This window comes from Aeromonas sp. FDAARGOS 1419, assembly GCF_019047045.1.
In the GTDB taxonomy this organism is placed as follows: domain Bacteria; phylum Pseudomonadota; class Gammaproteobacteria; order Enterobacterales; family Aeromonadaceae; genus Aeromonas; species Aeromonas veronii.
This window is the reverse complement of sequence record NZ_CP077209.1, coordinates 2,765,001-2,789,539: the sequence shown is the minus strand read 5'-3', so window position 1 is coordinate 2,789,539 and position 24,539 is coordinate 2,765,001. Positions and strand designations below refer to the sequence as shown.

Genomic DNA, 24,539 nt, shown 5'->3' with positions numbered 1-24,539 from the left:
GCTGTAAAGGCGATACAAACGAGAAGGGGGCCGATGGCCCCCTGAGTGTGCCCATCAGAGCACAGGATTTATTGCAAACACAAGCGGCGGCCGCGCCGGGTCATCAGCATCACCAGAGGCGGCAGCAGCAGCCACATATGCAGTGCCAGCTGGCTGAGCGGGTCGTGCATCAGGGTGCCGGTCAGACCAACCAGGGCGCCGGAGCCGCTCATCTGGAACAGGCCGAGCAGGGCGGCGGCGGTGCCGGCGCAGTGGCCGAACGGTGCCAGCGCCATCCCGGCGGCAGAGCCCAGAATCATGGCAAAGCCGATGCTGGAGAGGAATACCGGCCCCATCATCGCCAGCGGATGTTCGATGTGCATGGCCAAAGTCAGGGTGATGGCCGAGAGCATCAACACCAGCAGGCCGATGCGCAGGGTGCGTCTTGGCCCCACCTTGGCGATAAAGCGCGGCGCCATGAAGCAGGCCAGAATGTTGAGCGCGGCGTTGGCGGTAAACCAGTAGCTAAAGCCGCTCATATCGAGCCCCAGTTTCACCATCAGCTGCACCGGTGCAGCGGTGACATAAGCGAGGATCACCGCCATCGCCAGCATGCACAGCGCCGCGTTGAACAGGAAGCTGGGGGAGCGCAGCACCGGGCTGTAGCGAGACCAGCTGATGAGGGCCCCTTCGCTGCGGGTCTCCTCCGGGCGGGTCTCCGGCATCCGCCACATCAGCCAGCTGCCGACGATGAGCGCATAACCGGCCATAAACCAGAAGTTTGCAGACCAGCCCGCCTTGGCGGTGAGCCAGCCACCGAGCAGGGGGGCCAGCGCAGGAATAAAGCAGATGGCGCCATTGAGATAGGAGATCATCTGGCCGCTCTTTTTCGGGCCGTAGCTGTCACGCACCACCGAGAAGGCGGCGACCGAGGTAGCGCAGGCGCCGAAGCCCTGCAGCACTCGCGCCAGCATCAATTCGCCGAGGCTGGCGGCAAAACCGGCCCCCAGCGCGCTCAGGCCATAGAGCAGCACGCCACCCAGGGCGATGGGCTTGCGGCCGTAGCGATCGGCCAGCGGGCCAACAAGCAGTTGCCCCAGCCCCATGCTGAACAGGAACCAGGTGATGGTGCCCTGCATCAGTGTCACTTCGGCGCCCAGCTGCTCGGCCATCTGCGGAATGGCGGGCAGGTAGATGTCGATAGCCAGCGGACTGAACAGCACCAGTAGTACGAGTAAAAGTATCAATGGCATCTGTCACCTCTTTAGTCAGCCAGGTTAATGAATTGGGGCGCGAGTCTACTGACTCACAGTAATGAATAGAAATGGTATTTAATCACTTTGGTTATTCCATTATGGAAACATGTATTAAAAAGCTGGTTATTCGATGGCGGCAAATCCCCCGCAACCCCATCACAGCGGGTGTAATTGACGCTTTTACTAAACGCTTGCGCCGCATAGAATGCGCAGATTATTTTTGCGGAGGTGCTCGATGAACAAGCTTGTCCTGGCAACAGGTAACCAGAAAAAGGTGAAGGAATTGGCCGCCATGCTGGCCGATATGAAGATCCAGGTGATCCCACAGAGCGAGTTTGCGGTCTCCGATGCCGATGAGACCGGCACCACCTTCGTCGAGAATGCCATCATCAAGGCCCGCCACGCCTCCCGTATTACCGGTCTGCCCGCCGTGGCCGATGACTCCGGTCTGGAAGTCGATCTGCTGCAAGGGCGCCCCGGCGTCTACTCCGCCCGCTTTGCCGGTGTGGGTGCCGGCGACAAGGCCAACATCGAGAAGCTGCTCGGCGAGCTGCAAGGTGCCCCCGAGTACCTGAAGAGCGCACGCTTCTGGTGTGTGCTGGTCTATATGCGCCACGCTGACGATCCCACTCCCATCATCTGTCAGGCGAGCTGGGAAGGGATGATCATCGATGAGCCGCGCGGTCAGCACGGTTTCGGCTATGACCCCGTCTTCTTCGTGCCGGATCACGACTGCACCGCCGCCCAGATGCCTGCCGAGCTGAAAAACCAGCTGAGCCATCGCGGTCAGGCGCTGGCCAAGCTCAAAGCGGCGCTGGCTGCGGCGCATTGAGTCACTTCGCCACCTTGTCGGTTACACACGGTCAATCACACATAGTCATCTACAATGGGGGCCTTGAGCCCCCGTTTTATTGGAAGCCCCATGCTGCAACTGCCGCCGCTCTCTCTCTATATTCATGTGCCCTGGTGCGTCCAGAAGTGCCCTTACTGTGACTTCAACTCCCATGCCCAGAAGGGGGAGTTGCCTCACCTCGAATATGTCGCCGCTCTGCTGGAGGATCTGGATCAGGATCTGAAGTGGGCGCAGGGACGGCCGCTCTCCTCGATCTTTATCGGCGGCGGCACCCCCAGTCTGTTGACGGTGGAGGCGATGCAAGCTTTGCTGGACGGGGTACGGGCCCGCATTCCGCTCACCACAGATTGCGAGATCACCATGGAGGCGAACCCGGGCACGGTGGAGGCGGACAAGTTCGCCGGTTTCCAGCGCGCCGGCATCAACCGTATCTCCATCGGGGTGCAGAGCTTCCAGCAGGAGAAGCTCACCCGCCTTGGCCGCATTCACGGCCCGGAAGAGGCGCGCAAGGCCGCGGCACTGGCCCATGCCATCAAGTTGCCCACCTTCAATCTGGATCTGATGCACGGTCTGCCGGATCAGAGTCTGGATGATGCCCTTTATGACCTGCAGCAGGCTATCGACTGCGCCCCGCCGCACCTCTCCTGGTATCAGCTCACCATAGAGCCGAACACGGCATTTGCCTCCAAACCGCCCAAACTGCCGGAAGATGACACCCTGTGGGATATCTATGAGCAGGGCCACACCATGCTCACCGCCAGCGGTTATCGCCAGTACGAGATCTCGGCTTACGCCAAAGAGGGCTATCAGTGCCATCACAACCTCAACTACTGGCGCTTTGGTGACTATCTGGGGATCGGCTGTGGTGCTCACGGCAAGGTGACCGATCTCGTGAATCAGCAGATCCTGCGCACCGCCAAGGTGAAGCATCCGAAAGGGTATCTGGACAAGAGTCGCCCCTATCTGGACGAGCAGTGGCAGGTGACGGCAGACGATCTGCCGCTCGAATACTTTATGAACCGCTTCCGCCTGTTTGAACCGGCCCCCAAGGCGGAGTTCGAGGCCTATACCGGCCTGCCGCTGGAGCGGGTGGAGACAGTGCTCGCCATCGCACGGAGCAAGGAACTTATCGAGGATCTGGGGGATAGCTGGCAGCTCACTTCTCTCGGCCATCGCTATCTCAACGTATTGCTCGAACTCTTTATGGATGAGTGAAAACTGGCTCACGATCTGGCTGCGAAGCCGTGATCAAGGTTCATGCGCTGCTCGGAAGCCTCACGTATATCTATACGTTCCGGTTCCTGCGCTGCTCTTCACCTCGCTGACAGCTTCTCGCGACAGGTCGTGAGCCAGTTTTGGCGAACCGTGTTTCGAGATAACAATCAGGGCGCCCATGGCGCCCTGATTGTTTATGGTCGGTAGAAACCCGCTCAGCAGCAGACGCGGATCATCTGCTGTTGGCCGGGCTCCCACCGCTTGCCAAATTTGGCCTTGCGCTGGTAACTCCCCTTGCCCTTCTTGTTGCGCTCGACCCGGCTGCGAAACAGGGGATCACAGAGCAGGGCATGCAGATAGTTATCCTTTATCTCGCCGCGCTGATGGGCATAGTTGCCCCCTTGCGCATTTTCCTCACGGGGGAGGACGGGTTGGTCGACCCGAATTTTGGCCATGATGGCTCCTCTTCTTTTCTCTTGGTGTGTTGATTCTTGTGTCTGGATGGTGGTTTTCGCTGCGAGCGCCTGTTCAGCTGAGCACCCGGCAACCGGATGCACTGGCACCGGTTAAAAACGCGGCGATTTTGTCACCAAATCGCCGCCAGAGCAATGCGTCGGCGGCGCCGAGTCAGTCACACTGAGCTAGGCACGCTCAGTCAGGCATACCATGTCAGCCATGAACCGGGTCATGCTGGTCGTGGCTGTGATGCTCGTGATGGGCCGGGGCGCCAGATTCCAGCGTCTCGAGGATGGCGCAGTGCTCCGCCGAGCGGGGGCCGCCGCAGCAGATATTGGAGAGCTCGCGCAGATTGTCGCGAAAGCGGGTCAGTTCGATGATCTTCTGCTCCACCTGGGCCAGCTTGGTGTCGGCTACCGCTTTCACCTCCTGACAGGTGACTTTGGCCTTGTTGGTATCGAGGTCGAGCAGCTCGCCGATATCGGCCAGCGAGAATCCCACCGACTTGGCGCGAATGATGAACTCCAGCCGCCGCTTGTCCTGCTCGCTGTAGAGGCGGTAGCCGGATTCGTTGCGGATCCCCGGTGAGATAAGCCCGTTCTTCTCGTAAAAACGCAGGGTATCTGCCTTGACCCCGCACGCCTTGGCCAGTTCACCGATCCGATACATGCCCTTTTCTCCCCTTGAATGTATGCCGCCACAAAAACCGGAATCCACTATCACCCCTTTGCCCATGGATTGCCAGCCAATGGCATAAAAGGGGCAGATAAACATCTCCTGGCGACCCTTTTTCCCATAAAACACTGAAAGTGCAAACGTTTCGAGAAAATCAAGTGGAAAACGTTTAACGCCGCGCCAAATAAGGCTTTGCTGTTTCAAAAAATCCACCACAGGTCACATTTTTTGTGTAGAATACGCGCCCATAACAGAGCGCCGCACCAAGCGGGCATTTCTTAAAACGCTTTTGCCGGATGTTGGGGCGAGAGTGGTTTGCGAAATCCCCCACTTCCATTTATTTGGGGACTCTCTGTGTTGAGCCTCGCCTCCCATGGAACGGTCCCCGTTATGTTGAGGACGATAGTGTGATGGAACAAGCTCGACCCATTCGCCGTGCACTGCTGAGTGTGTCTGACAAAACTGGCATTCTGGAATTTGCCAAGGCACTCAACGAGCGTGGTGTTGCCCTGCTCTCCACGGGCGGTACCGCCAAGCTGCTTGGCGAGGCGGGTCTGCCGGTGACCGAGGTCTCCGACTACACGGGTTTCCCTGAAATGATGGATGGCCGGGTCAAGACCCTGCATCCCAAGGTTCATGGCGGCATCCTCGGCCGTCGGGATCAGGATGACGCCATCATGGCCCAGCACGCTATCTCCCCCATCGACATGGTTGTCGTCAACCTCTACCCCTTTGCTGCTACCGTGGCCAAAGCGGGCTGCACCCTGGCGGATGCGGTCGAGAACATCGACATCGGCGGCCCGACCATGGTGCGTTCTGCCGCCAAAAACCATAAAGATGTCGCTATCGTCGTCAAAGCTGCCGACTATGATCGGGTTATTCGCGAAATGGATGCCAACGGCAACAGCCTGAAACTGGCGACCCGTTTCGATCTGGCCATCGCCGCATTCGAGCACACAGCCGCCTACGACTGCATGATCGCCAACTACTTCGGCACCATGGTTCCTTCCTACGGTGACAACAAGGAGGGTGACGAGGAGTCCCGCTTCCCGCGCACCTTCAACAGCCAGTTCATCAAGAAGCAGGACATGCGTTACGGCGAGAACAGCCATCAGGCAGCCGCCTTCTACGCCGAAGAGCATGCCGCTCCGGGTTCCGTCTCCAGTGCTGTCCAGCTGCAGGGCAAGGCGCTCTCCTACAACAACATCGCTGATACCGATGCGGCACTGGAGTGTGTGAAGGAGTTCGACGAGCCAGCCTGCGTCATCGTCAAGCATGCCAACCCCTGCGGCGTGGCCATCGGTAACGACCTGCTGAGTGCCTACGATCGCGCTTACCAGACCGACCCCACCTCTGCCTTCGGCGGCATCATCGCCTTTAACCGTGAGCTGGATGGCGCCACTGCCGCTGCCATCGTTGCCCGCCAGTTTGTCGAAGTGATCATCGCCCCGAGCGTCAGCCAGGAGGCCCGCGATGCGGTCGCCGCCAAGCAAAACGTGCGTCTGCTCGAATGCGGTCAGTGGACGGCTCCGGCGCAAGGGTTTGACCTCAAGCGCGTCAACGGCGGCCTGCTGGTACAGGAACGGGATCTCGGCATGGTGACTTTGGGCGACCTGACAGTGGTCAGCAAGCGTCAGCCGACCGAGGCCGAGCTGCAGGATCTGCTGTTCTGCTGGAAAGTGGCCAAGTTCGTCAAATCCAACGCCATCGTCTACGCCAAAGATGGCCAGACCATCGGCGTCGGCGCAGGCCAGATGAGCCGTGTTTATTCGGCCAAAATCGCCGGTATCAAGGCTGCGGACGAAGGGCTGACCGTGGCGGGCTCCGTGATGGCCTCCGATGCCTTCTTCCCGTTCCGCGACGGTATCGATGCTGCCGCGCAGGCCGGTATCTCCTGCGTGATCCAGCCGGGTGGCTCGATGCGCGATCAGGAGGTGATCGATGCCGCCGACGAGCACGGCATGTGCATGGTGTTCACCAACATGCGCCATTTCCGTCATTGATGGGTCAGGGGCTGCCGATGGCGGCCCTTTTGTTGTCTCTTTTCAACTGACTATTTCCACTGACTGACGGCCAGAGAGGCCGCCTGGTGACCACAAATAGAAGCGAGCGATACGATGAAAGTACTGATCATTGGCAACGGTGGCCGCGAACACGCTCTGGCTTGGAAGGCCAAACACTCCCCACTGGTACGTCACGTTTTTGTGGCGCCGGGCAACGCAGGCACCCAGCTTGAGCCGGGTGTCGAGAACGTCGCCATCGAGGCGACCGATATCGAAGGGCTGCTGGCCTTTGCCAAAGAGAAGCAGGTCGGCCTCACCATCGTCGGGCCGGAAGCGCCGCTGGTGAAAGGGGTGGTGGATGCCTTCCGCGCCGCCGGTCAGCCGATCTTTGGCCCGACCGCTGCCGCTGCCCAGCTGGAAGGCTCCAAGGCTTTCACCAAGGATTTCCTGGCCCGTCACGCCATTCCGACCGCCGAGTACCAGAACTTCACCGAAGTGGAGCCTGCGCTCGCCTACTTGCGCGAGAAGGGTGCCCCCATCGTCATCAAGGCCGATGGTCTGGCGGCGGGCAAGGGGGTGATTGTCGCCATGACCTTGCAGGAGGCGGAAGACGCGGTGCGCGACATGCTCTCCGGCAATGCCTTTGGCGAAGCGGGCTCCCGGGTGGTGATTGAGGAGTTTCTGGAGGGTGAAGAGGCAAGCTTCATCGTCATGGTCGATGGCGAGCACGTGCTGCCGATGGCCACCAGTCAGGATCACAAGCGGGTTGGCGACGGTGATACCGGCCTCAACACCGGCGGTATGGGGGCTTACTCCCCGGCGCCTGTAGTGACCGCCGAGGTACATCGACGCGTGATGGAGCAGGTGATCATGCCGACTGTGCGCGGCATGGCGGCCGAGGGCAACGTCTACACCGGTTTTCTTTACGCCGGTTTGATGATCGACGGCGCAGGCAATCCCAAGGTTATCGAGTTCAACTGCCGCTTTGGCGATCCCGAGACCCAGCCCATCATGCTGCGGATGCAATCCGATCTGGTGGAGCTCTGCCTGGCCGCTTGCGCAGGCAAGCTGGATCAGAAAGAGGCCATCTATGATCCCCGCGCCGCTATCGGCGTGGTGTTGGCGGCGGGTGGCTATCCCGGCGATTACAGCACCAACCACCCCATCAGCGGCTTGCCGGTGGATGAAGTGGCGGGCGAGAAGGTGTTCCATGCCGGTACCCGCCTGGAGGGCGATACCAGCCTGACTGCTGGCGGCCGCGTGTTGTGCGCCACCGCCCTCGGCCACACTGTGGCAGAAGCCCAGCAGCGTGCCTATCAGCTCGCTGGCCGCATCAAGTGGGATGGTGTCTTCTACCGCAAGGATATCGGCTGGCGCGCCATTGCTCGCGAACAGGAGTAACTGGCACCAGCAAATGGTCAGCTGATTCAGACCCCGCTACGGCGGGGTTTTTTGTCGTTGTTTACCGCTTTCAACCATCCTCATGCTGCGCGTCACCAGCGTTCAATCAGTTACCAAGCGCAAACAAGCGCGGCATATCTGTCACTATTTGCCACAAAAAACAGCATTTTTCACAAACGTTTCACCATGAGTCATGGCATCATGCTGGTGATGAATTCTTGTTTGGATTCATAAGTACCCCTAACAATTCGAGCATGTCGTTATATAAGGAAATCCCATGTTGAAAACCGTCCGCCCCCTGCTGCTGCCCCTGATGTTTGGCCTGATGACCCTGCCTGTCGTGGCGGGTGATCTGGAACAGCCGATGAAGAAGATTGGCTTCAACTACAAGCAGGCCGTCAAGGCTGATGATGCAGCCACCATGGAGAAGCACATCAACGAGATGAAGGCCCAGCTGGATGTGGCCAAGCAGAAGAACATGCCGGCTGCCAAGAAAGAGAAATTCCTTGAAGGGATGAACGAGGTACAGACCGAGCTGGACGCCAGCCTGGCCGCACTCAAGGCGGGTGATGAGGCAAAGGCGCGCGAACATCTGGCCAAGGTCAACGACCTGAAGAAGGAGTACCACAAATATGCCAAGCAAAAAGGGTGAGCCCTTTCGCTGGGATCCGCTGGTTCGCCTGACCCACTGGGGCTTGGCGGCGGTCTGCATCGGCAACCTCTGGGTTAACGAAGCGGGGGAGGAGTGGCACGAGTGGCTGGGTTACGGCGCCATTGGGCTGGTCTCCTTGCGTCTGCTCTGGGGGCTTACTTTTGCCCGTGGCTACGCTCGCCTTGGTGCCCTCATTCCCAGTGGTGAGGATTTTCGCCAGCAAGCACGCGAGATGCGTGAGCGACAGCCTCCGGCACCGGGTCATCACGGTAGCGGCAAGCTGGCCGTGTGGGCGCTCTGGCTGGTTGTGCTGGCCACAGCTGGCAGCGGCTGGTTTCAAAATACCGAGACGGGATTTGAACTGGGGGCTGACGAGTGGCATGAGTGGTGCGTGGTGGCGCTACAGGGGCTGATAGGTCTGCACCTGCTGGCCATCGTCTTCACCTCCTGGCGTCAGCGCAGCAATCTGGTTACTCGGATGCTACCCGCCGGGCGTCGCTCATCCATCCAGAGCGGCAGCAACGAGCAAACCTGAGGCTCAGCATTAGGCTCCTTGTCTCTGAGTGAGGCGCCTGATCCGGACCCTGCCCAGACCCGCCCATGGCGGGTCTTTTCTATGACCTCATCGAGCTTATCACGGGACATTGCCCGATCAGCAGATGCAAAAAGGCCGCTCATGATGAGCGGCCTTTTCTAATTTGGTGGCCCCTGGGGGACTTGAACCCACGACCAATCGATTATGAGTCGACTGCTCTGACCAACTGAGCTAAGGGGCCAAATTGTGCGTTTAGCGGCGTGGATTATAGGGGAAGAGGAAAGGGCAGTCTATAGGCATATCAACCACTTGGCGACTAATTGTCCAGGTCGATAGAGGGTGTAAAGCGGGTCGCAAGTGTAAATGTCAGACAAAACAAAGCCCCGCATGGCGGGGCTTTGGCAGAGCAGTTTGACACAGGGTCAGGACTATTCGTCCAGGAAGCTGCGCAGCACTTCCGAGCGGCTCGGGTGGCGCAGTTTGCGCAGTGCCTTGGCTTCGATCTGACGAATACGCTCACGGGTAACGTCGAACTGTTTGCCCACTTCCTCTAGGGTGTGGTCAGTGTTCATGTCGATACCGAAACGCATCCGCAGTACCTTGGCTTCGCGGGCGGTCAGGCCAGCCAGCACTTCGCGGGTGGCGTTGCGCAGGCTTTCGCTGGTCGCCGCATCCGCTGGCAGAGCCAGGGTGGTATCTTCGATAAAGTCGCCCAAGTGGGAATCTTCATCATCACCGATGGGCGTCTCCATAGAGATAGGCTCTTTGGCGATCTTCAGTACCTTGCGGATCTTGTCTTCCGGCATGCCCATGCGCATCGCCAGCTCTTCCGGGTTCGGTTCGCGACCCATCTCCTGCAGCATCTGACGGGAGATACGGTTGAGCTTGTTGATGGTCTCGATCATATGTACCGGGATACGGATGGTACGGGCCTGATCCGCGATGGAGCGGGTAATGGCCTGACGGATCCACCAGGTAGCATAGGTCGAGAACTTGTAGCCACGACGGTATTCAAACTTGTCTACCGCCTTCATCAGACCGATGTTGCCTTCCTGGATCAGATCCAGGAACTGCAGACCACGGTTGGTGTACTTCTTGGCGATAGAGATAACCAGACGCAAGTTGGCCTCAACCATCTCTTTCTTCGCACGGCGGGCCTTGGCCTCACCGATGCTCATGCGGCGGTTGATATCCTTGATCTGGGCAATCGACAGACCGGTCTCTTCTTCAATCTGCTGCAGCTTGCCGATGGCGCGCTGAATATCCTCGTCCATTTCAACCAGACGGGGAGACCAGGCTTTGCCTGCCTGCTTCTGGTATTCGAACCAGGCAGTTTCACACTCGTTGTTGGTGAAGGCCGCGACGAAGGTTTTCTTCGGCATCTTGGCCTGCTCAACGCAGAGCTTCATGATGATGCGTTCCTGCACGCGGACGCGCTCCATCATTTCACGCATGTTGTTGACCAGGCGATCGAACTGCTTGGGCATCAGGCGGAATTGACGGAATACATCTGCCAGCTGGGCGATGGCGGCCTGGGTATCTTCGTGCGCGCGACCATTCTTCTGAATGGAGAGGCGGGTCACTTCATACTGGGCACGCAGTTCACCAAACTTCTCGCGAGCGACTTCCGGATCCGGACCACCGTCACCGTCGTCGTCAGAGCTGTCGCCATCTTCGTCTTCGTCTTCTTCGTCCTCTTCATCTTCGTCGGCCAGATCGTCTTCGCCGAGCTCGGAACCGATATGCGTGGCGGTAGGCGCCATATCTTCAGTTTCGTTCGGGTCAATAAAGCCAGAGATGATGTCAGAGAGACGCAGCTGCTCGGCTTCGTACTTGTCGTACTGTTCGAGCAGGTAAGTAATTGCTTCAGGGTACTCGGCTACGGAGCTTTGTACCTGGTTGATACCGTCTTCGATCCGCTTGGCGATGTCGATTTCGCCTTCACGGGTCAGCAGTTCGACGGTACCCATTTCCCGCATGTACATGCGGACGGGATCGGTCGTGCGACCAATCTCAGATTCAACAGATGCCAGAGCCTGGGCCGCTGCTTCGGCAGCGTCCTCATCGGCGGTACCACCTTCAGCCATGATAAGGTCATCGGCATCCGGAGCGTTTTCAACCACTTGAATGCCCATATCGTTGATCATCTGAATGATGTCTTCGATCTGGTCTGAATCGACAATGTCTTGCGGGAGGTGATCGTTCACCTCGGCATAGGTCAGGTAGCCCTGTTCTTTACCTTTGGCAACGAGGAGTTTAAGCTGAGACTGCGGGGTTTGCTCCATAGAACTCATCCGGTTGGTGTTGCTAGGTTGCGCGTACAGTGCGCTGCTGCGCAAATAGCCAATTCTAATAGAAAACCGCCAGACATGCTATGTCTGGTTGCGGCGTCGGTCATGAGAAACCCCTGCCCGCAGTATTGTCGGGGCCAGGCGGTTATAAAATTTTTGCTTTTCATCCCGTCGATTCGGGCGACGTTATCCATATTGGGACTAATCACTCAAATATCAAGCCCCACTCTCATTTCTTTTCTCAATTTGCACCTCTCTTATCAGCATCATCAGCTCTTGGGTTTCTTCGGAGCTTAGTCCTTCCTGAGCCACTTTGGCCTGCAATTCTTCGATCCGCTGTTTCAGAAACTGGTTGATGAAGCCGACGAAGGTGTCCTGCAATTCTCCCAGAATATCCGGCTCCTGATCGAGTTTGATCTCCTCGAACAGGTCGTGCATGGCCAGCTGAGCAAGGATCTCTCCCTCCTTGGTACCACGCCAGTGTTCCAGCAGGATACCGGTTGTGATACCGGGCTGTGCCAGGATTTGCTGGTGCAGTTGCAGCAGGAACTTGATGCCCTGTACGCGTAGTCCGGCCAATTCCGGCATGGGGGGGAGCTCAGCCGTTACTGCCGGATATTGCACCATCAGTGCCAGCGCACGCCGCAGTGGCGTCAGCTTGGCTGCCTTGGGTTTGTTGACTTCGGTCTTGGGCTGACTGTTACGGGCAAAGAGCTCGGCGATGCGCTGCTTGTTCTCACCCCAACGCATCATGCTGGAGAGACGAGTGATCAGCCCTTCGCGGGTAAACCCTTCCGGTACGCGGCGAATAAGTTCGGCGGCCTTGTTGGCCACTTCAAACTTGCCTGCTTCACCGGAGAGGGCGGCATCCCGCCCGAGACGATCGAACATGAAGTCGGCGAACGGTTGGGCTTTATCGAGCAGGGCTTCAAAGCCCTCCTTGCCGATCTGGCGTACCAGCGAGTCGGGATCCTCGCCATCGGGCAGAAACACGAACTTCAGCTCGCGGCCATCCTGCAGATGAGGGAGGGCATTATCCAGCGCGCGCCAGGCGGCTTCACGACCGGCGTTGTCACCGTCGTAGCAGCAGACTACCTCGGCAGTGGTGCGAAACAGGGTGTGGATATGGTCGCTGGTCGTTGCAGTACCCAGCGCCGCCACCGCATAGTCGATGTCGTACTGACCGAGTGCCACCACATCCATGTAGCCTTCCACCACCAGGATCCGGCGTGGATCCTTGTGTGCCTGCTTCACCTCGTAGAGACCGAACAGCTCCCTCCCTTTATGGAAGATGGGGGTCTCCGGCGAGTTCAGGTACTTGGGGGTGCCATCACCCAGTACCCGGCCACCGAAACCGATGACCCGGCCACGCTTGTCGCGGATCGGGAACATGATGCGATCGCGGAAACGGTCATAGCTGCCCGGGCCATTGTCACGGGTGATCAGCATGCCGCCCGAGATAAGCAGCTGTTCGTGATCCCGGCTGGCGCCGAAGCGTCGGCGCACCTGATCCCAATCGCTCGGTGCATAGCCAATGTTGAATCGTTTGACCACTTCACCGGTCAGACCGCGGCCTTTGAGATACTCCACCGCATGGGGAGCACTCTTGAGGTTGCTCTCGTAGAAGCGGGCGATCTGGTTCATCAGCTCGAACAGATCCTTGCTAACGGCGGGCTGACTATTGGCCGAGCCGCCGATACTCTGCTCGCGAGGCACCTGCATGCCCTGCATGCTGGCGAGCTCTTCGATAGCATCGGGAAATTCGAGACCGTCGTACTCCATGACAAAGCCGATGGCGTTGCCGTGGGCGCCACAACCGAAACAGTGGTAGAACTGCTTCTCCTGGCTGACGGTAAAAGAGGGGCTTTTTTCGTTATGAAAAGGGCAGCAAGCCTGGTAGTTCTTACCGGCTTTTTTCAGCCGCACTCGCGAGTCGATCAGCTCGACTATGTCTGTGCGTACGAGCAGATCGTCGATAAAGGATTGGGGGATCCTGCCTGCCATAACCGTCCTGTTTCATTGCGGAGAAAATAAAAAAGCCGCGCATTCCAAGGGAAGCACGGCTTCTTAGACCAAACAAGAGAGTTGCCTGTTACGCCAAGCGGGTTTTCACCTGAGCACTGACGGCGCCGACATCGGCACGCCCCTGAATTTTCGGCTTCAAGACAGCCATGACCTTGCCCATATCAGCCATGACGGCAGCACCACTTTCAGTGATGGCTTGCTCGATCAGGGCGGCAATTTCATCTGCGGTCAGCTGTTGCGGCAGGAATTCCTGCAACACAACGATCTCGGCGGACTCTTTGTCGGCGAGATCCTGGCGACCTGCAGCTTCAAATTGGCTGATGGAATCGCGGCGCTGTTTGACCATTTTGGTCACGACAGCGAGGATATCCTCATCATTCAGCTCGATACGGGTATCGACTTCACGTTGCTTGATTTCTGCCATCAACAAGCGGATCGCTCCCAGACGTGCCTTATCTTTGGCAAGCATGGCGAGTTTTTGCTGATCCTTGAGTTGATCCTTCAGAGACACGGCAATATCTCCCGATTAGTACAGGCGGATACGACGTGCGTTTTCGCGAGACAGCTTCTTGGCGTGACGCTTGACAGCAGACGCTTTGGCGCGCTTACGAATGGTAGTCGGCTTCTCGTAGAACTCACGGCTACGAACTTCGGACAGGATACCGGCTTTTTCGCAAGAACGCTTGAAACGACGCAGAGCAACGTCAAACGGCTCATTTTCACGGACTTTGATTACTGGCATGTGCCTTTCACCTCAGTGATAAATTGTTAGCTGACCTTCAATCGATCAGCATGTCTTAAAATGGTGCGAAATTATACTCTGGACAGGGAATGAAAGTAAACCCGCAGAGATCGCTCTGGTTTAAAAAACCCGCGAAGGTTACCATAGCCGTCTCATTTTAGCAGTGAAATTTTTTAGCAATGCGTGTATTGGGCATAGAGACATCCTGTGACGAAACCGGGATCGCGATCTTCGACGATCAAAAAGGGATCCTTTCCCATCAGTTATACAGCCAGGTCAAGCTGCATGCGGACTACGGTGGCGTCGTCCCCGAACTCGCCAGCCGGGATCATGTTCGCAAGACGATCCCGTTGATCCAGGCCGCATTGCAAGAGGCGGGACTGGGCAAAGATGACATCGACGGCATCGCGTATACCGCGGGTCCGGGTCTGGTTGGCGCCATTCTGGTGGGCGCCACTATTGGTCGTTCGCTGGCGATGGCATGGAACAAGCCTGCTATCGCCGTCCACCATATGGAAGGGCACCTGCTGGCCCCCATGCTGGAAGAAAAGGCCCCCGAGTTCCCCTTCGTGGCGCTGCTGGTCTCCGGTGGTCACTCCATGCTGGTGCGGGTCGACGGCATCGGCAGCTATCAGCTGCTGGGGGAATCCATCGATGATGCCGCAGGCGAAGCGTTCGACAAGACCGCCAAGCTGATGGGGCTGGACTATCCGGGTGGTCCGCTACTCTCCCGTCTGGCCGAGAAGGGCACTACCGGGCGCTTCCACTTCCCCCGTCCCATGACTGACCGTCCCGGGCTCGACATGAGCTTCTCCGGCCTCAAGACCTTCACAGCCAACACCATCGCCGCCAATGGTGATGATGAACAGACCCGTGCCGATATCGCTCGGGCGTTTGAAGATGCGGTGGTTGATACCCTGGCCATCAAGTGCCGTCGTGCCTTGAAAGAGACCGGTCTCACGCGTCTGGTGGTCGCCGGTGGCGTCAGTGCCAACCGTCATCTGCGTGCCCAGCTGGCCGAGCTGATGGAGACCCTCAAGGGCGAGGTGTTCTATCCGCGCACTGAATATTGCACCGATAACGGCGCCATGATTGCCTATGCCGGTATGCAGCGCCTGAAAGCGGGCGTGTTCGAACCGCTGGCGGTCAAAGCCGTGCCGCGCTGGCCGCTGGATACCCTGGATCCGGTCTGATCCGACGGATCCCGCCTTCTGGCGTGGTGGTGAGTACCATGGTGGCCTACTGCTCCTGCAATCCGGCTGCGGCGGTTATAGCGCTGTTGGCTCGCTGTTGCTTTGGCTGCTGTCGCCGTGGTTGAGCCACCCGTATAAGAGGTCAGCTCTCGTGCTGGCAGACTGCAAAGCACAGAGTAAAGAGATAAAAAAATCCCCGCCAACTGGCGGGGATTTTTGTTTGGTAATTGGCAGGCAATAGATTACAGCAGGATGCCGCCGAAGAAGAAGCCCAGCGCCACGGCGATGGCGATGGTGGCGGTGCCCGGTACGAAGAAGGGGTGGTTGAAGACCGCCTTACCGATACGGGTGGAGCCGGTGTCGTCCATCTCTACCGCGGCCAGCAGGGTCGGGTAGGTCGGCAGTACAAACAGGGCGCTCACAGCTGCGAAAGAGGCAATCGCAGTCAGCGGACTGACACCCAGTGCCAGTGCGGCAGGCATCAGTGCTTTGGTGGTCGCACCTTGTGAATAGAGCAGCATGGCGGCGAAGAACAGCACCACGGCCAGCAGCCAGGAGTACTGGTTCAGCAGGTCGCCGGCGATCAGCTGGATGGTGTCCATGTTGCCTTTCACGAAGACGTTACCCAGCCAGGCCACACCCAGTACGCAGATACAGGCGGACATACCGGACTTGAAGGTCGGCATGTTGGTCACTTGAGTTGCGTCCAGTTTGCACACCAGAGTCATGATGGTGGCCGCGGCCAGCATGATGCCCATGATGGCGCCATCGCGGGGGATCGGCGGGTTGGTGATCAGGCCTACTTTACCGGAGATGGCAGTGGCATAAGCCATGACAGCAACGATGGCAGCGATGAAGATCCAGACAGACAGTTTGGCGTACGGTTTGATCTCGAGCTTGGTAGTACCACGCAGTTTGATCAGGCCCTTGGCTTTACGCTCCAGATAGACTTCGTCCTGCTCCAGCGGCTTGCCCATCATGTTGGCAATGAAGGCGCCCAGGATACAGGCCAGGAAGGTAGAGGGGATGCAGATGGCCAGCAGGGTAAGGTAGTCAACACCGAACGGCTCGAGCATACCGGAGAAGGCAACCACAGCGGCAGAGATCGGGGAAGCTGTGATGGCGATCTGGGAGGCGACAACCGCGATGGAGAGCGGACGGGATGGGCGGATCCCTTGCTCTTTGGCCACTTCAGCGATCACCGGCAGGGTAGAGAAGGCGGTATGACCGGTACCGGCCAGCATGGTCATCAGGTAGGTGACCACCGGGGCGGCGAAGGTGATGTATTTGGGGTTCTTACGCAGCGCTTTTTCTGCCAGGAAGACCAGGTAGTCCATCCCGCCAGCCAGTTGCATACAGGCGATGGCACAGATGACGGATGCGATGATCATGATCACATCCCAAGGGATGTAGCTGACCAGTTGATCGCTCGGGATGGGCATGCCCAGACCCCACGTCAAGACCAGTACCCCCAGACCACCGGCAAAGCCGATGCCGATGCTGCCTATCCGGGCCCCCAGATAGATAGCGGCGAGCACGACAAGTAACTCGATTCCAATCATAGCGATAACTCCATTTTTTAGTTTTTGGTTTTTATTTGGCAAAAAGCCAATTCCCGATCGGGCTGGGGATAAAGACCAATCGGGAACTGACTTTATGGGCCGAGAAGATCCCGGCCCATACTCGCTTATACGGCAGCTTCGCGGGTGAAACGCTTGGCTTTGTATTGCGGGTTCATCAGGTTCTCGATGGAGAGAATTTCGTCCAGCTGCTCGGCGCTCAGCAGACCGCGCTCAAGAACGACTTCACGGACGTTCTTGCCAGTCTGGGCACAGATCTTGCCGACGATATCCCCTTCGTGGTGGCCGATGAAGGGGTTCAGGTAGGTCACGATACCGATGGAGTTCAGCACGTGATTCATGCAGATTTCCGGGTTGGCGGTGATACCTTCCACGCACTTCTCGCGCAGGGAAATACAGGCTTTTTCCATCAGGCTCAGGGATTCGAACATCGCCTGACCAATCACCGGCTCCATGACGTTCAGCTGCAGCTGACCGGCTTCGGCGGCGAAGGTGATGGTGATGTCGTTACCGAATACCTTGAAGCAGGATTGGTTGACCACTTCCGGGATAACCGGGTTGACCTTGGCCGGCATGATGGAGGAACCCGCCTGCATTTCCGGCAGGTTGATCTCTTTCAGTGCAGTGCGCGGGCCGGAGGAGAGCAGACGCAGGTCGTTACAGATCTTGGACAGCTTCATGGCCAGACGCTTGATGGCGCCGTGCAGCATGACGTAGGCGCCACAGTCGGAGGTCGCTTCGATCAGATCTTCTGCCGGCACATAGGCACGACCGGTGATCTCGGCCAGACGCTTGATGGCCAGTGCAGAGTACTCGGGCGGAGTGTTCAGACCGGTACCGATGGCGGTCGCGCCCAGGTTCACTTCCAGCAGCAGCTCCTGGCAACGCTTGATGGACTTGATCTCTTCACGCAGGGTCACGGCGAATGCGTGGAACTCCTGACCCAGGGTCATCGGAACCGCATCTTGCAGCTGGGTACGGCCCATCTTCAGGATGTTTTTGAACTCTTTCGCTTTGGCATCGAATGCCGCGATCAGGTGCTCCAGCGCGTGCAGAGTCACGTCAGTGCTGTTGACCACAGCAACGCGGAAGCCGGTCGGGTAGGCATCGTTGGTGGACTGGCACTTGTTGACGTGATCGTTCGGGTTGATGACGTCGTAACGACCTTTCTCCAGACCCATGATTTCCAAGGCGATGTTGGCCAGTACTTCGTTGGTGTTCATGTTGACGGAGGTGCCGGCACCACCCTGGTAAACGTCGACCGGGAACTGGTCGAAGCATTTGCCAGTGTTCAGCATCAGGTCGCAGGCTTCTACGATCTTGTCAGCAATTTCAGGACGGATGGTACCCAGTTCACCGTTTGCCAGCGCAGCGGCCTTCTTGGTCAGCACCATACCGCGGACGAATTCCGGAACGTCAGAAATCTTCTGAGAGCTGATCTTGAAGTTCTCGACAGCGCGCAGGGTGTGCACACCGTAGTAGAGATCATTGGAAACTTCTTTGGTGCCCAGCAGGTCTTCTTCAATGCGGACGTTCTTGATGTCGCTCATTGTAATGCCTCAGAAATCAGATAAATGGAAAAATCCTCACCGAGTGGTCGCGAGTTCCTTGCGCACAGCTCATCCTGAAGCACCACACATCGAGTGGGGCGGTTGGGAGAATGACCTCCCGAAAAACTAATCAATATACTACTCCAATTGAGGTATCGGTTATTAGAGGTGGATCACTAAATTTGCGACATTTTCAAATTACTTTGAGAAAAGTACACATATGTTATGAAGTTTTTATCGTGATGATTTTTATAAGTTTTTGTGACTTTTTGCTGGTTTTTTAGATTGCTGATGACGTAGGAGTCAGTTGACCAACTTGAAAAGAGGGGGGCTGCCCCCATTTATTCAGGGCAGAAAGTGGTGATGACGGGGCGGCAAAATCGCCTCTGACCATCGTTGGATGGGCGCCACTTTTTCTCAATTTACCGGTGCTGGAGTGGATATGGGCAAGTTGTTTTTGTTGTTGGTGGGTCTGGTTGTGCTGGAGCTCACCGTGATGATCGAGGTCGGCTCGGTAATCGGGGCGCTGCCGACTGTCGGCTTGCTCATCCTGACTGCGGTATTGGGCTCCTCGCTGGTGCGCAGTGAAGGGATCAAGACCCTGTTCAGCGCCCAGCAAAAGATGCAGATGGGCGAGATGCCAGGCCGCGAGGTGATGGGGGGCATGATGCTGGCATTGGCTGGCTTGCTGCTGATTATCCCGGGTTTCGTGACCGACATTTTCGGTGTGCTGTTGCTGCAACCTTGGCTGCGCAACAAACTGGCTGACAAGCTGATCGGCAGCAGCCAGTTCCGGATGCAGATGGGCGGTTTCCAGCGTACTCAATCGCCGTTTGGCAACGCACCGTCCGATGATCATCTGGAGAACGCCAAGCAGGGCGGCACCACTATCGAAGGCGAATTTGAGCGTAAAGAGTAATCGACGAGACGAAAACCCGAGGCGAGTGACTGAATCAGGGTTTGCCCTGATGGCACAAGGCCTCGAAGCGGTGTCGGGCATACCACCATGCGAGGGTGCCCGCCGCCAGATTGGCCAGCAGTATTCCCAGATATATCCCCTGTTCTCCTCCCAGCTTTGCCCCCAGCCAGGCTCCTGGCAACAGAAAACCAAACAGTCGCAATCCGTTGAACAAGAACGAAATACTGGATGCTCGCACGCCATTTAGCGCCGAGGCCAGCAGCATCACCATGCCCTGAAAGCCGTAACCGATCGGCACCAGATGCAGATAGAGAATGATGAGGCGAATAACCTGCGGATGATCGCTGAACAGGTTGGCGATGAGTGGCGCCAGTAGCCAGGTCAGGCCATAGATGGCGAGCTGGAACAGCAACGCAAACCTCATGCAGCTTTGCAGCGCAGCCTTGGCGCGGGCCGGATTGCCAGCGCCGCAGTTTTGCGAGATGAAAGGGGCCAGTACGGAGGCGAGGGCCATCATCACAATCAGCAACAGCGCCTCGACCCGCGACGCGGCGCCGTAAGCGGCCACCACCTCGGTACCCAGTCCTGCAAAGATCGTCATCAGCACCGCATTGGCCAGGGGGTTGAGCATATTGGTAAAAGAGGCGGGGACGGCGACATGGAGTAACGCCCGCCAGTGGCATAGCAACCGAGTCCGCGGCGAGAGGTGCCACAGCAGCAAGCCCTCCCGATGACGCAGGATATAGAGGCTGACCAGCATCGCCATCAACCAGGAGATAGAGGTGGCGATGGCTGCCCCGCGGATCCCCCATTCTGGAAAGGGGCCGATACCGAAGATCAACAGAGGATCCAGTACCCCGTTGACCAGCCCGGCTACTGCCATCACTAGGCTGGGGGTTTTGGTATCGCCGGTCGCCCGGATGGCGGCATTGCCCACCATGGGCAGCACCAGCATGGGGACGGTGAGATACCAGATCAGCATGTAGTCATGGATGAGGGAGATAAGCTCGGCACTGGCCCCCAGCAGAGTAAACAGAGGCTTGATGGTGAGAGCCCCCCCAGCGGAGAGCAGGGCCACCATGATCACCGCCAGAAACAGGCTGTCGGTGGCGAGATGGGCCGCCTCATCGTGTTTGCCCTGCCCCAGAGTATGACCGATCACCGCTGACAATCCGGCGCCCAATCCCATCGCCAGCGAGGTAACCACAAAAGTGACAGGAAAGGTAAAACTGATGGCAGCCAGAGCTTCGGTTCCCAGCATACCGATAAAAAAGGTATCGACCAGATTGAAGGCCAGAATGGCGATGATGCCGAAGATCATGGGGCCCGTCATCTGGCGCAGTACGACCGGAATAGGGGCTGTCAGCATGGGGTTGGTGCGGGTCAAGGGCTCGTCTCTACAGCTGGCTTTGAAGGTTCTGGCATGGAAACCGGGCGGCTTGAACCGACCTTGCTCCAGAGTGCGGACATGGCTGAACCATCGAAGATGTTTATAGTACGTGAAAAAATTTTTTTTGTATTTGCCCTTGAAGGGTTAGCAACTCTGCCCCACATCAGGGACATATCTAATTTGGCCTGGAACGGCCATTCCTCAAAGCAACAATGAGACTCATTTTGGGAGAGTTATCGATGAAAATTCGTCCACTGCACGACCGCGTCATCATCAAGCGCATCGAAGCTGAAGCCAAATCTGCCGGCGGTATCGTCTTGACTGGTACTGCGGCCCAGAAGTCCACCCGTGGTGAAGTGCTTGCCGTGGGGACTGGTCGCATCCTGGATAATGGCGAAGTCAAAGCGCTGGCCGTGAAGGTTGGTGACAAGGTTATCTTCAACGAAGGCTACGGTGTGAAGACCGAGAAGCTGGATGGTCAGGACGTCCTGATCCTCTCCGAAACCGACATCCTGGCGATTGTCGAAGAGTAATCCATCCTCCTTTTCCCCGAATTGATTTAAGGATTGAAGAAAAATGGCAGCTAAAGACGTTAAGTTTGGTAACGAAGCCCGCATCAAGATGCTGGAAGGCGTAAACATCCTGGCTGATGCCGTCAAGGTGACTCTGGGCCCGAAAGGCCGCAACGTGGTGCTGGACAAGTCCTTCGGCGCCCCGACCATAACTAAAGATGGTGTTTCTGTTGCGCGCGAAATCGAGCTGGAAGACAAGTTCCAGAACATGGGCGCCCAGATGGTCAAGGAAGTGGCTTCCAAGGCGAACGATGCCGCCGGTGACGGTACCACTACTGCAACCGTTCTGGCTCAGGCTATCGTCAACGAAGGTCTGAAAGCCGTTGCCGCCGGTATGAACCCGATGGATCTGAAGCGCGGTATCGACAAGGCCGTTGTGGCTGCTGTTGCCGAGCTGCAAGCGCTGTCTCAGCCGTGTGCCGACAGCAATGCCATCGCTCAGGTGGGCACCATCTCCGCCAACTCCGACGAGAAAGTGGGCAAGCTGATTGCCGAAGCCATGGACAAAGTGGGTCGCGATGGCGTCATCACCGTTGAAGATGGTCAGGGTCTGGAAGATGAGCTGGCAGTTGTTGAAGGTATGCAGTTCGACCGCGGCTACCTGTCCCCCTACTTCATCAACAAGCAAGAGACAGGTTCTGTTGAACTGGACGACCCGTTCATCCTGCTGGTTGACAAGAAAGTCTCCAACATCCGCGAAATGCTGCCGGTGCTGGAAGGCGTTGCCAAAGCTGGCAAGCCGCTGCTGATTGTTGCTGAAGACGTAGAAGGCGAAGCCCTGGCGACTCTGGTGGTCAACACCATGCGCGGTATCGTGAAAGTGGCTGCCGTCAAGGCGCCTGGCTTCGGTGACCGTCGCAAAGCCATGCTGCAGGATATCGCCGTACTGACTGGCGGCACCGTCATCTCTGAAGAAGTTGGCATGGAGCTGGAAAAAGCGACTCTGGAAGATCTGGGTCGTGCCAAGCGCATCGTCATCACCAAAGAGAACACCACCATCATCGATGGCGTGGGTGATGCCGGTGTGATCGAAGGCCGTGTTGCCCAGATCCGTCAGCAGATCGAAGAGACCTCTTCCGACTACGATCGTGAGAAGCTGCAAGAGCGCGTAGCCAAGCTGGCTGGCGGTGTTGCCGTGATCAAGGTTGGCGCAGCCACCGAAGTCGAGATGAAAGAGAAGAAAGCACGCGTTGAAGATGCCCTGCACGCTACCCGCGCCGCGGTTGAAGAAGGTGTGGTTGCCGGTGGTGGTGTTGCGCTGGTTCGCGTTGCTGCCAAACTGGCGGGTCTGCGCGGTGACAACGAAGACCAGAACGTCGGTATCAAGGTTGCCCTGCGCGCCATGGAAGCCCCGCTGCGTCAAATCGTTATCAACGCCGGTGAAGAAGCCTCCGTCATTGCCAACGCAGTGAAGAACGGCGAAGGCAACTTCGGTTACAACGCTTATAGCGAACAGTATGGCGACATGCTGGCCATGGGCATCCTGGATCCGACCAAGGTAACCCGTTCCGCCCTGCAGTTTGCCTCTTCCATCGCCGGTCTGATGATCACCACCGAGTGCATGGTCACCGAACTGCCGAAGAAAGATACCCCTGCCATGCCTGACATGGGCGGCATGGGTGGCATGGGCATGATGTAATCATCCCCCCTTGCTCTGTTTGACAAACGGCTCGCTCAAGGCGAGCCGTTTTTTTATATCTGGCTAAACTGAGTCTGTTGAGACAGCAAATCTGGGGGCGATATGAAAATGTTTGGTTGGCTGACACTACTGTGTTCATTGGTCATCATGCCGGTGATGGCTGCTGAGGCGCTGACTGGGCCGGTGATCCTGAAAGTCGGTGGCAACATCAGGTCGGCAGACGAAGTTGATGGCAAGGTGTTGTTTGATCTGGCCAAACTGCAGGCTCTGCCGCAACATGAGATAGTGACCGGCAACCCGTGGGTGGATAAACCACACACCTACAGAGGCCCAAAACTGGCAGATGTGTTGGCTGCAGTCGGTGCGGATGGCAAGACCATTACGTTGACGGCGCTGAACAGTTTCCAGGTCCGCATTGAATGGGACAAGGTTGCCAAATACGAGCCCATTCTCGCATGGGAAGACAACGGCGCTGTCATGCGGGTGCGTGACAAGGGGCCGGTCTGGTTTATGCTGCCTCTTGATCAATATCCGGAATTGAAGCGATCCGAATATACCGACATGATGATCTGGCAGCTGGATTTGATAGACATTCAGCACTGATAAAAACAGCACGGGAGCATGGGGTGAAAGGAAAGACCAGGGCGTGGCCACTGCTCGTCATTCTGTATGTATCCATCCTGTTGTTTACCGGGAGCACCCTCTATTGCCTGATGCAAATCCAGAATGCGACCAGAGCTATGGAGAAATACACCTATGATGTCTCTTGGGCGCTGATGCAGTTGCAGCTGGAGCTCGGGCGTTTCCTCAATGCGGTAGAGGTCTATCACTATGGCGGGATTGATCATGACACTTTGATGTTGCGTTATGACATTCTCTGGAGCAGAACGCCCATCCTGTTGAGCGGCCAGCTGCGCAAGAGCATGCAGGACAAGCAGAAAACCTTGCGTCTGGTGCAGCTGATTGAAACCAATATTCGCCAAATAGAGCCCGACATCACCAAGTTGCAGAGCGGAGCATCTGACTATCAACAGATCATGATGCGCCTTGCCCCGCTGCAAGAGCCGCTCTCTTACTCCCTCGCTTCTGTGATGCAGAAGAACATTAACGTCTATTCCGAGAACGATCGCCATTTTGGCCAATTGCGCAATGCCTTGTTGCTGATGGTCTCCGGTCTGGTCATGTCGGTGCTGCTGCTCAGCATGCTGCTTATATATGAAGGGCGACGCCATTTCAGAGCGGCCAGACGGGATCCGCTGACCGGGTTGTCCAATCGGGTTGCTTTGCTGGAGCGGATGGAGTTGTACGCCACACAGGAGGTGCCGTTTGGGCTGGTGCTGGTCGATATCAACGACTTCAGGGATATCAACAGCAAGTTTGGCTATGACACTGGTGATTATCTGCTTTGTGAGTTTGCCACCCGGATCCGAGTGCTCTGCGAAGAGGGAGAGTGGAGCGGACGTCTTGGGGGGGATCAATTTGCCATTATCCAGCGTGGCAGCAGCGATCTGCGTCAGGTCAGGGAGCTGGTAGCACGACTGCTGCATGCGCTGAAGCAAGATATCGTCTATGACAACTATCCCTTCCGGCTTGAAGTCGGGATCGGGATTGCC

Annotated in this window: 22 protein-coding genes and 1 tRNA gene (1 of these 23 only partly in view); 12 read left to right on the top strand and 11 right to left on the bottom strand. The window is 57.4% G+C overall.

Annotation, left to right across the window (positions count from 1 at the left end; genetic code table 11):
- Positions 1-68: 68 nt before the first annotated feature.
- A complete protein-coding gene (locus I6L49_RS12495) occupies positions 69-1,232 on the bottom strand; it encodes a multidrug effflux MFS transporter (protein WP_216949652.1) in 1,164 nt (387 codons plus the stop codon).
- A gap of 238 nt (positions 1,233-1,470) precedes the next feature.
- On the opposite strand from I6L49_RS12495, the gene rdgB reads away from it, so the two are divergent.
- Together rdgB and hemW are read left to right on the top strand one after the other, a co-directional pair.
- Complete coding sequence (gene rdgB, locus I6L49_RS12490; protein WP_139461316.1) at positions 1,471-2,067, top strand: RdgB/HAM1 family non-canonical purine NTP pyrophosphatase; 597 nt, start codon at positions 1,471-1,473, stop codon at positions 2,065-2,067.
- 90 nt (positions 2,068-2,157) lie between these two features.
- A complete protein-coding gene (gene hemW, locus I6L49_RS12485; RefSeq protein WP_216949651.1) occupies positions 2,158-3,303 on the top strand; it encodes a radical SAM family heme chaperone HemW in 1,146 nt (381 codons plus the stop codon).
- A gap of 215 nt (positions 3,304-3,518) precedes the next feature.
- On the opposite strand, the gene I6L49_RS12480 is transcribed toward hemW, so the two are convergent.
- Positions 3,519-3,758, bottom strand: a complete 240-nt coding sequence (locus tag I6L49_RS12480) for an alternative ribosome-rescue factor A (RefSeq protein ID WP_254127472.1) — start codon at positions 3,756-3,758, stop codon at positions 3,519-3,521.
- Positions 3,759-3,972: 214 nt separating this feature from the next.
- On the bottom strand, positions 3,973-4,428 hold the full coding sequence (gene zntR / locus I6L49_RS12475) for a Zn(2+)-responsive transcriptional regulator (protein ID WP_005341244.1): 456 nt from the start codon (positions 4,426-4,428) through the stop codon (positions 3,973-3,975).
- A 416-nt stretch (positions 4,429-4,844) separates the two neighbouring features.
- Between zntR and purH the strand changes: the two genes are divergently transcribed.
- The 4 genes from purH to I6L49_RS12455 all read left to right on the top strand — a co-directional run bounded on the left by purH (position 4,845) and on the right by I6L49_RS12455 (position 9,025).
- Entirely contained in the window at positions 4,845-6,437 is a 1,593-nt protein-coding gene (purH, locus tag I6L49_RS12470) for a bifunctional phosphoribosylaminoimidazolecarboxamide formyltransferase/IMP cyclohydrolase (protein WP_216949650.1), read from the top strand.
- A gap of 114 nt (positions 6,438-6,551) precedes the next feature.
- On the top strand, positions 6,552-7,838 hold the full coding sequence (gene purD, locus I6L49_RS12465) for a phosphoribosylamine--glycine ligase (protein WP_005341242.1): 1,287 nt from the start codon (positions 6,552-6,554) through the stop codon (positions 7,836-7,838).
- 277 nt (positions 7,839-8,115) lie between these two features.
- Entirely contained in the window at positions 8,116-8,490 is a 375-nt protein-coding gene (locus tag I6L49_RS12460) for a cytochrome b562 (protein ID WP_139430050.1), read from the top strand.
- Positions 8,471-9,025 carry a cytochrome b/b6 domain-containing protein gene (locus tag I6L49_RS12455; protein ID WP_005358118.1) on the top strand — a complete coding sequence of 185 codons (555 nt, stop codon included), beginning with the start codon at positions 8,471-8,473 and terminating at the stop codon, positions 9,023-9,025. Before I6L49_RS12460 ends, I6L49_RS12455 begins: the two co-directional genes overlap by 20 nt.
- Positions 9,026-9,189: 164 nt before the next feature.
- Here I6L49_RS12455 and I6L49_RS12450 read toward each other — a convergent pair.
- The 5 genes from I6L49_RS12450 to rpsU form a co-directional block, all read right to left on the bottom strand.
- Positions 9,190-9,266: transfer RNA gene (locus I6L49_RS12450), tRNA-Ile, on the bottom strand.
- 187 nt (positions 9,267-9,453) lie between these two features.
- Complete coding sequence (gene rpoD, locus I6L49_RS12445; protein WP_005340563.1) at positions 9,454-11,310, bottom strand: RNA polymerase sigma factor RpoD; 1,857 nt, start codon at positions 11,308-11,310, stop codon at positions 9,454-9,456.
- Between the two features lie 222 nt (positions 11,311-11,532).
- Complete coding sequence (gene dnaG / locus I6L49_RS12440; RefSeq protein WP_216949649.1) at positions 11,533-13,320, bottom strand: DNA primase; 1,788 nt, start codon at positions 13,318-13,320, stop codon at positions 11,533-11,535.
- Between the two features lie 88 nt (positions 13,321-13,408).
- Complete coding sequence (locus I6L49_RS12435) at positions 13,409-13,852, bottom strand: GatB/YqeY domain-containing protein (RefSeq protein ID WP_005349081.1); 444 nt, start codon at positions 13,850-13,852, stop codon at positions 13,409-13,411.
- Between the two features lie 15 nt (positions 13,853-13,867).
- Positions 13,868-14,083 carry a 30S ribosomal protein S21 gene (gene rpsU, locus I6L49_RS12430; RefSeq protein WP_005309452.1) on the bottom strand — a complete coding sequence of 72 codons (216 nt, stop codon included), beginning with the start codon at positions 14,081-14,083 and terminating at the stop codon, positions 13,868-13,870.
- Positions 14,084-14,262: 179 nt separating this feature from the next.
- Here rpsU and tsaD point away from each other — a divergent pair, with 179 nt between their 5' ends.
- Positions 14,263-15,276: a tRNA (adenosine(37)-N6)-threonylcarbamoyltransferase complex transferase subunit TsaD gene (gene tsaD, locus I6L49_RS12425; RefSeq protein ID WP_216949648.1), complete on the top strand. Its 1,014-nt coding sequence runs from the start codon at positions 14,263-14,265 to the stop codon at positions 15,274-15,276.
- 242 nt (positions 15,277-15,518) lie between these two features.
- On the opposite strand, the gene I6L49_RS12420 is transcribed toward tsaD, so the two are convergent.
- Positions 15,519-16,838 (bottom strand): anaerobic C4-dicarboxylate transporter, encoded by a 1,320-nt coding sequence (locus tag I6L49_RS12420; protein WP_021229055.1) that lies wholly within the window; start codon positions 16,836-16,838, stop codon positions 15,519-15,521.
- Positions 16,839-16,963: 125 nt separating this feature from the next.
- Complete coding sequence (gene aspA, locus I6L49_RS12415; RefSeq protein ID WP_005340569.1) at positions 16,964-18,406, bottom strand: aspartate ammonia-lyase; 1,443 nt, start codon at positions 18,404-18,406, stop codon at positions 16,964-16,966.
- Between the two features lie 442 nt (positions 18,407-18,848).
- Between aspA and I6L49_RS12410 the strand changes: the two genes are divergently transcribed.
- On the top strand, positions 18,849-19,325 hold the full coding sequence (locus I6L49_RS12410) for an FxsA family protein (RefSeq protein ID WP_216949647.1): 477 nt from the start codon (positions 18,849-18,851) through the stop codon (positions 19,323-19,325).
- 34 nt (positions 19,326-19,359) lie between these two features.
- On the opposite strand, the gene I6L49_RS12405 is transcribed toward I6L49_RS12410, so the two are convergent.
- On the bottom strand, positions 19,360-20,694 hold the full coding sequence (locus I6L49_RS12405; RefSeq protein ID WP_254127611.1) for an MATE family efflux transporter: 1,335 nt from the start codon (positions 20,692-20,694) through the stop codon (positions 19,360-19,362).
- 260 nt (positions 20,695-20,954) lie between these two features.
- Between I6L49_RS12405 and I6L49_RS12400 the strand changes: the two genes are divergently transcribed.
- The 4 genes from I6L49_RS12400 to I6L49_RS12385 all read left to right on the top strand — a co-directional run.
- Positions 20,955-21,248, top strand: coding sequence for a co-chaperone GroES (locus I6L49_RS12400; RefSeq protein WP_005340573.1), 294 nt, complete (start codon positions 20,955-20,957; stop codon positions 21,246-21,248).
- Between the two features lie 43 nt (positions 21,249-21,291).
- Positions 21,292-22,926 carry a chaperonin GroEL gene (gene groL, locus I6L49_RS12395; RefSeq protein WP_005340575.1) on the top strand — a complete coding sequence of 545 codons (1,635 nt, stop codon included), beginning with the start codon at positions 21,292-21,294 and terminating at the stop codon, positions 22,924-22,926.
- A gap of 102 nt (positions 22,927-23,028) precedes the next feature.
- A complete protein-coding gene (locus tag I6L49_RS12390; RefSeq protein WP_019444953.1) occupies positions 23,029-23,529 on the top strand; it encodes a molybdopterin-binding oxidoreductase in 501 nt (166 codons plus the stop codon).
- Positions 23,530-23,552: 23 nt separating this feature from the next.
- Positions 23,553-24,539: the 5' portion of a bifunctional diguanylate cyclase/phosphodiesterase gene (locus tag I6L49_RS12385; protein WP_005358159.1), read on the top strand. It continues 945 nt past the right edge of the window; only the first 987 of its 1,932 coding nucleotides appear in the window; its start codon is at positions 23,553-23,555; its stop codon lies off the right edge, out of view.

Coding starts and splice junctions, on each gene's coding strand:
- I6L49_RS12495 (WP_216949652.1), bottom strand. CDS start 1,232: ATGCCATTGATACTTTTACTCGTACTACTGGTGCTGTTCAGTCCGCTG.
- rdgB (WP_139461316.1), top strand. CDS start 1,471: ATGAACAAGCTTGTCCTGGCAACAGGTAACCAGAAAAAGGTGAAGGAA.
- hemW (WP_216949651.1), top strand. CDS start 2,158: ATGCTGCAACTGCCGCCGCTCTCTCTCTATATTCATGTGCCCTGGTGC.
- I6L49_RS12480 (WP_254127472.1), bottom strand. CDS start 3,758: ATGGCCAAAATTCGGGTCGACCAACCCGTCCTCCCCCGTGAGGAAAAT.
- zntR (WP_005341244.1), bottom strand. CDS start 4,428: ATGTATCGGATCGGTGAACTGGCCAAGGCGTGCGGGGTCAAGGCAGAT.
- purH (WP_216949650.1), top strand. CDS start 4,845: ATGGAACAAGCTCGACCCATTCGCCGTGCACTGCTGAGTGTGTCTGAC.
- purD (WP_005341242.1), top strand. CDS start 6,552: ATGAAAGTACTGATCATTGGCAACGGTGGCCGCGAACACGCTCTGGCT.
- I6L49_RS12460 (WP_139430050.1), top strand. CDS start 8,116: ATGTTGAAAACCGTCCGCCCCCTGCTGCTGCCCCTGATGTTTGGCCTG.
- I6L49_RS12455 (WP_005358118.1), top strand. CDS start 8,471: ATGCCAAGCAAAAAGGGTGAGCCCTTTCGCTGGGATCCGCTGGTTCGC.
- rpoD (WP_005340563.1), bottom strand. CDS start 11,310: ATGGAGCAAACCCCGCAGTCTCAGCTTAAACTCCTCGTTGCCAAAGGT.
- dnaG (WP_216949649.1), bottom strand. CDS start 13,320: ATGGCAGGCAGGATCCCCCAATCCTTTATCGACGATCTGCTCGTACGC.
- rpsU (WP_005309452.1), bottom strand. CDS start 14,083: ATGCCAGTAATCAAAGTCCGTGAAAATGAGCCGTTTGACGTTGCTCTG.
- tsaD (WP_216949648.1), top strand. CDS start 14,263: ATGCGTGTATTGGGCATAGAGACATCCTGTGACGAAACCGGGATCGCG.
- I6L49_RS12420 (WP_021229055.1), bottom strand. CDS start 16,838: ATGATTGGAATCGAGTTACTTGTCGTGCTCGCCGCTATCTATCTGGGG.
- aspA (WP_005340569.1), bottom strand. CDS start 18,406: ATGAGCGACATCAAGAACGTCCGCATTGAAGAAGACCTGCTGGGCACC.
- I6L49_RS12410 (WP_216949647.1), top strand. CDS start 18,849: ATGGGCAAGTTGTTTTTGTTGTTGGTGGGTCTGGTTGTGCTGGAGCTC.
- I6L49_RS12405 (WP_254127611.1), bottom strand. CDS start 20,694: ATGCTGACAGCCCCTATTCCGGTCGTACTGCGCCAGATGACGGGCCCC.
- I6L49_RS12400 (WP_005340573.1), top strand. CDS start 20,955: ATGAAAATTCGTCCACTGCACGACCGCGTCATCATCAAGCGCATCGAA.
- groL (WP_005340575.1), top strand. CDS start 21,292: ATGGCAGCTAAAGACGTTAAGTTTGGTAACGAAGCCCGCATCAAGATG.
- I6L49_RS12390 (WP_019444953.1), top strand. CDS start 23,029: ATGAAAATGTTTGGTTGGCTGACACTACTGTGTTCATTGGTCATCATG.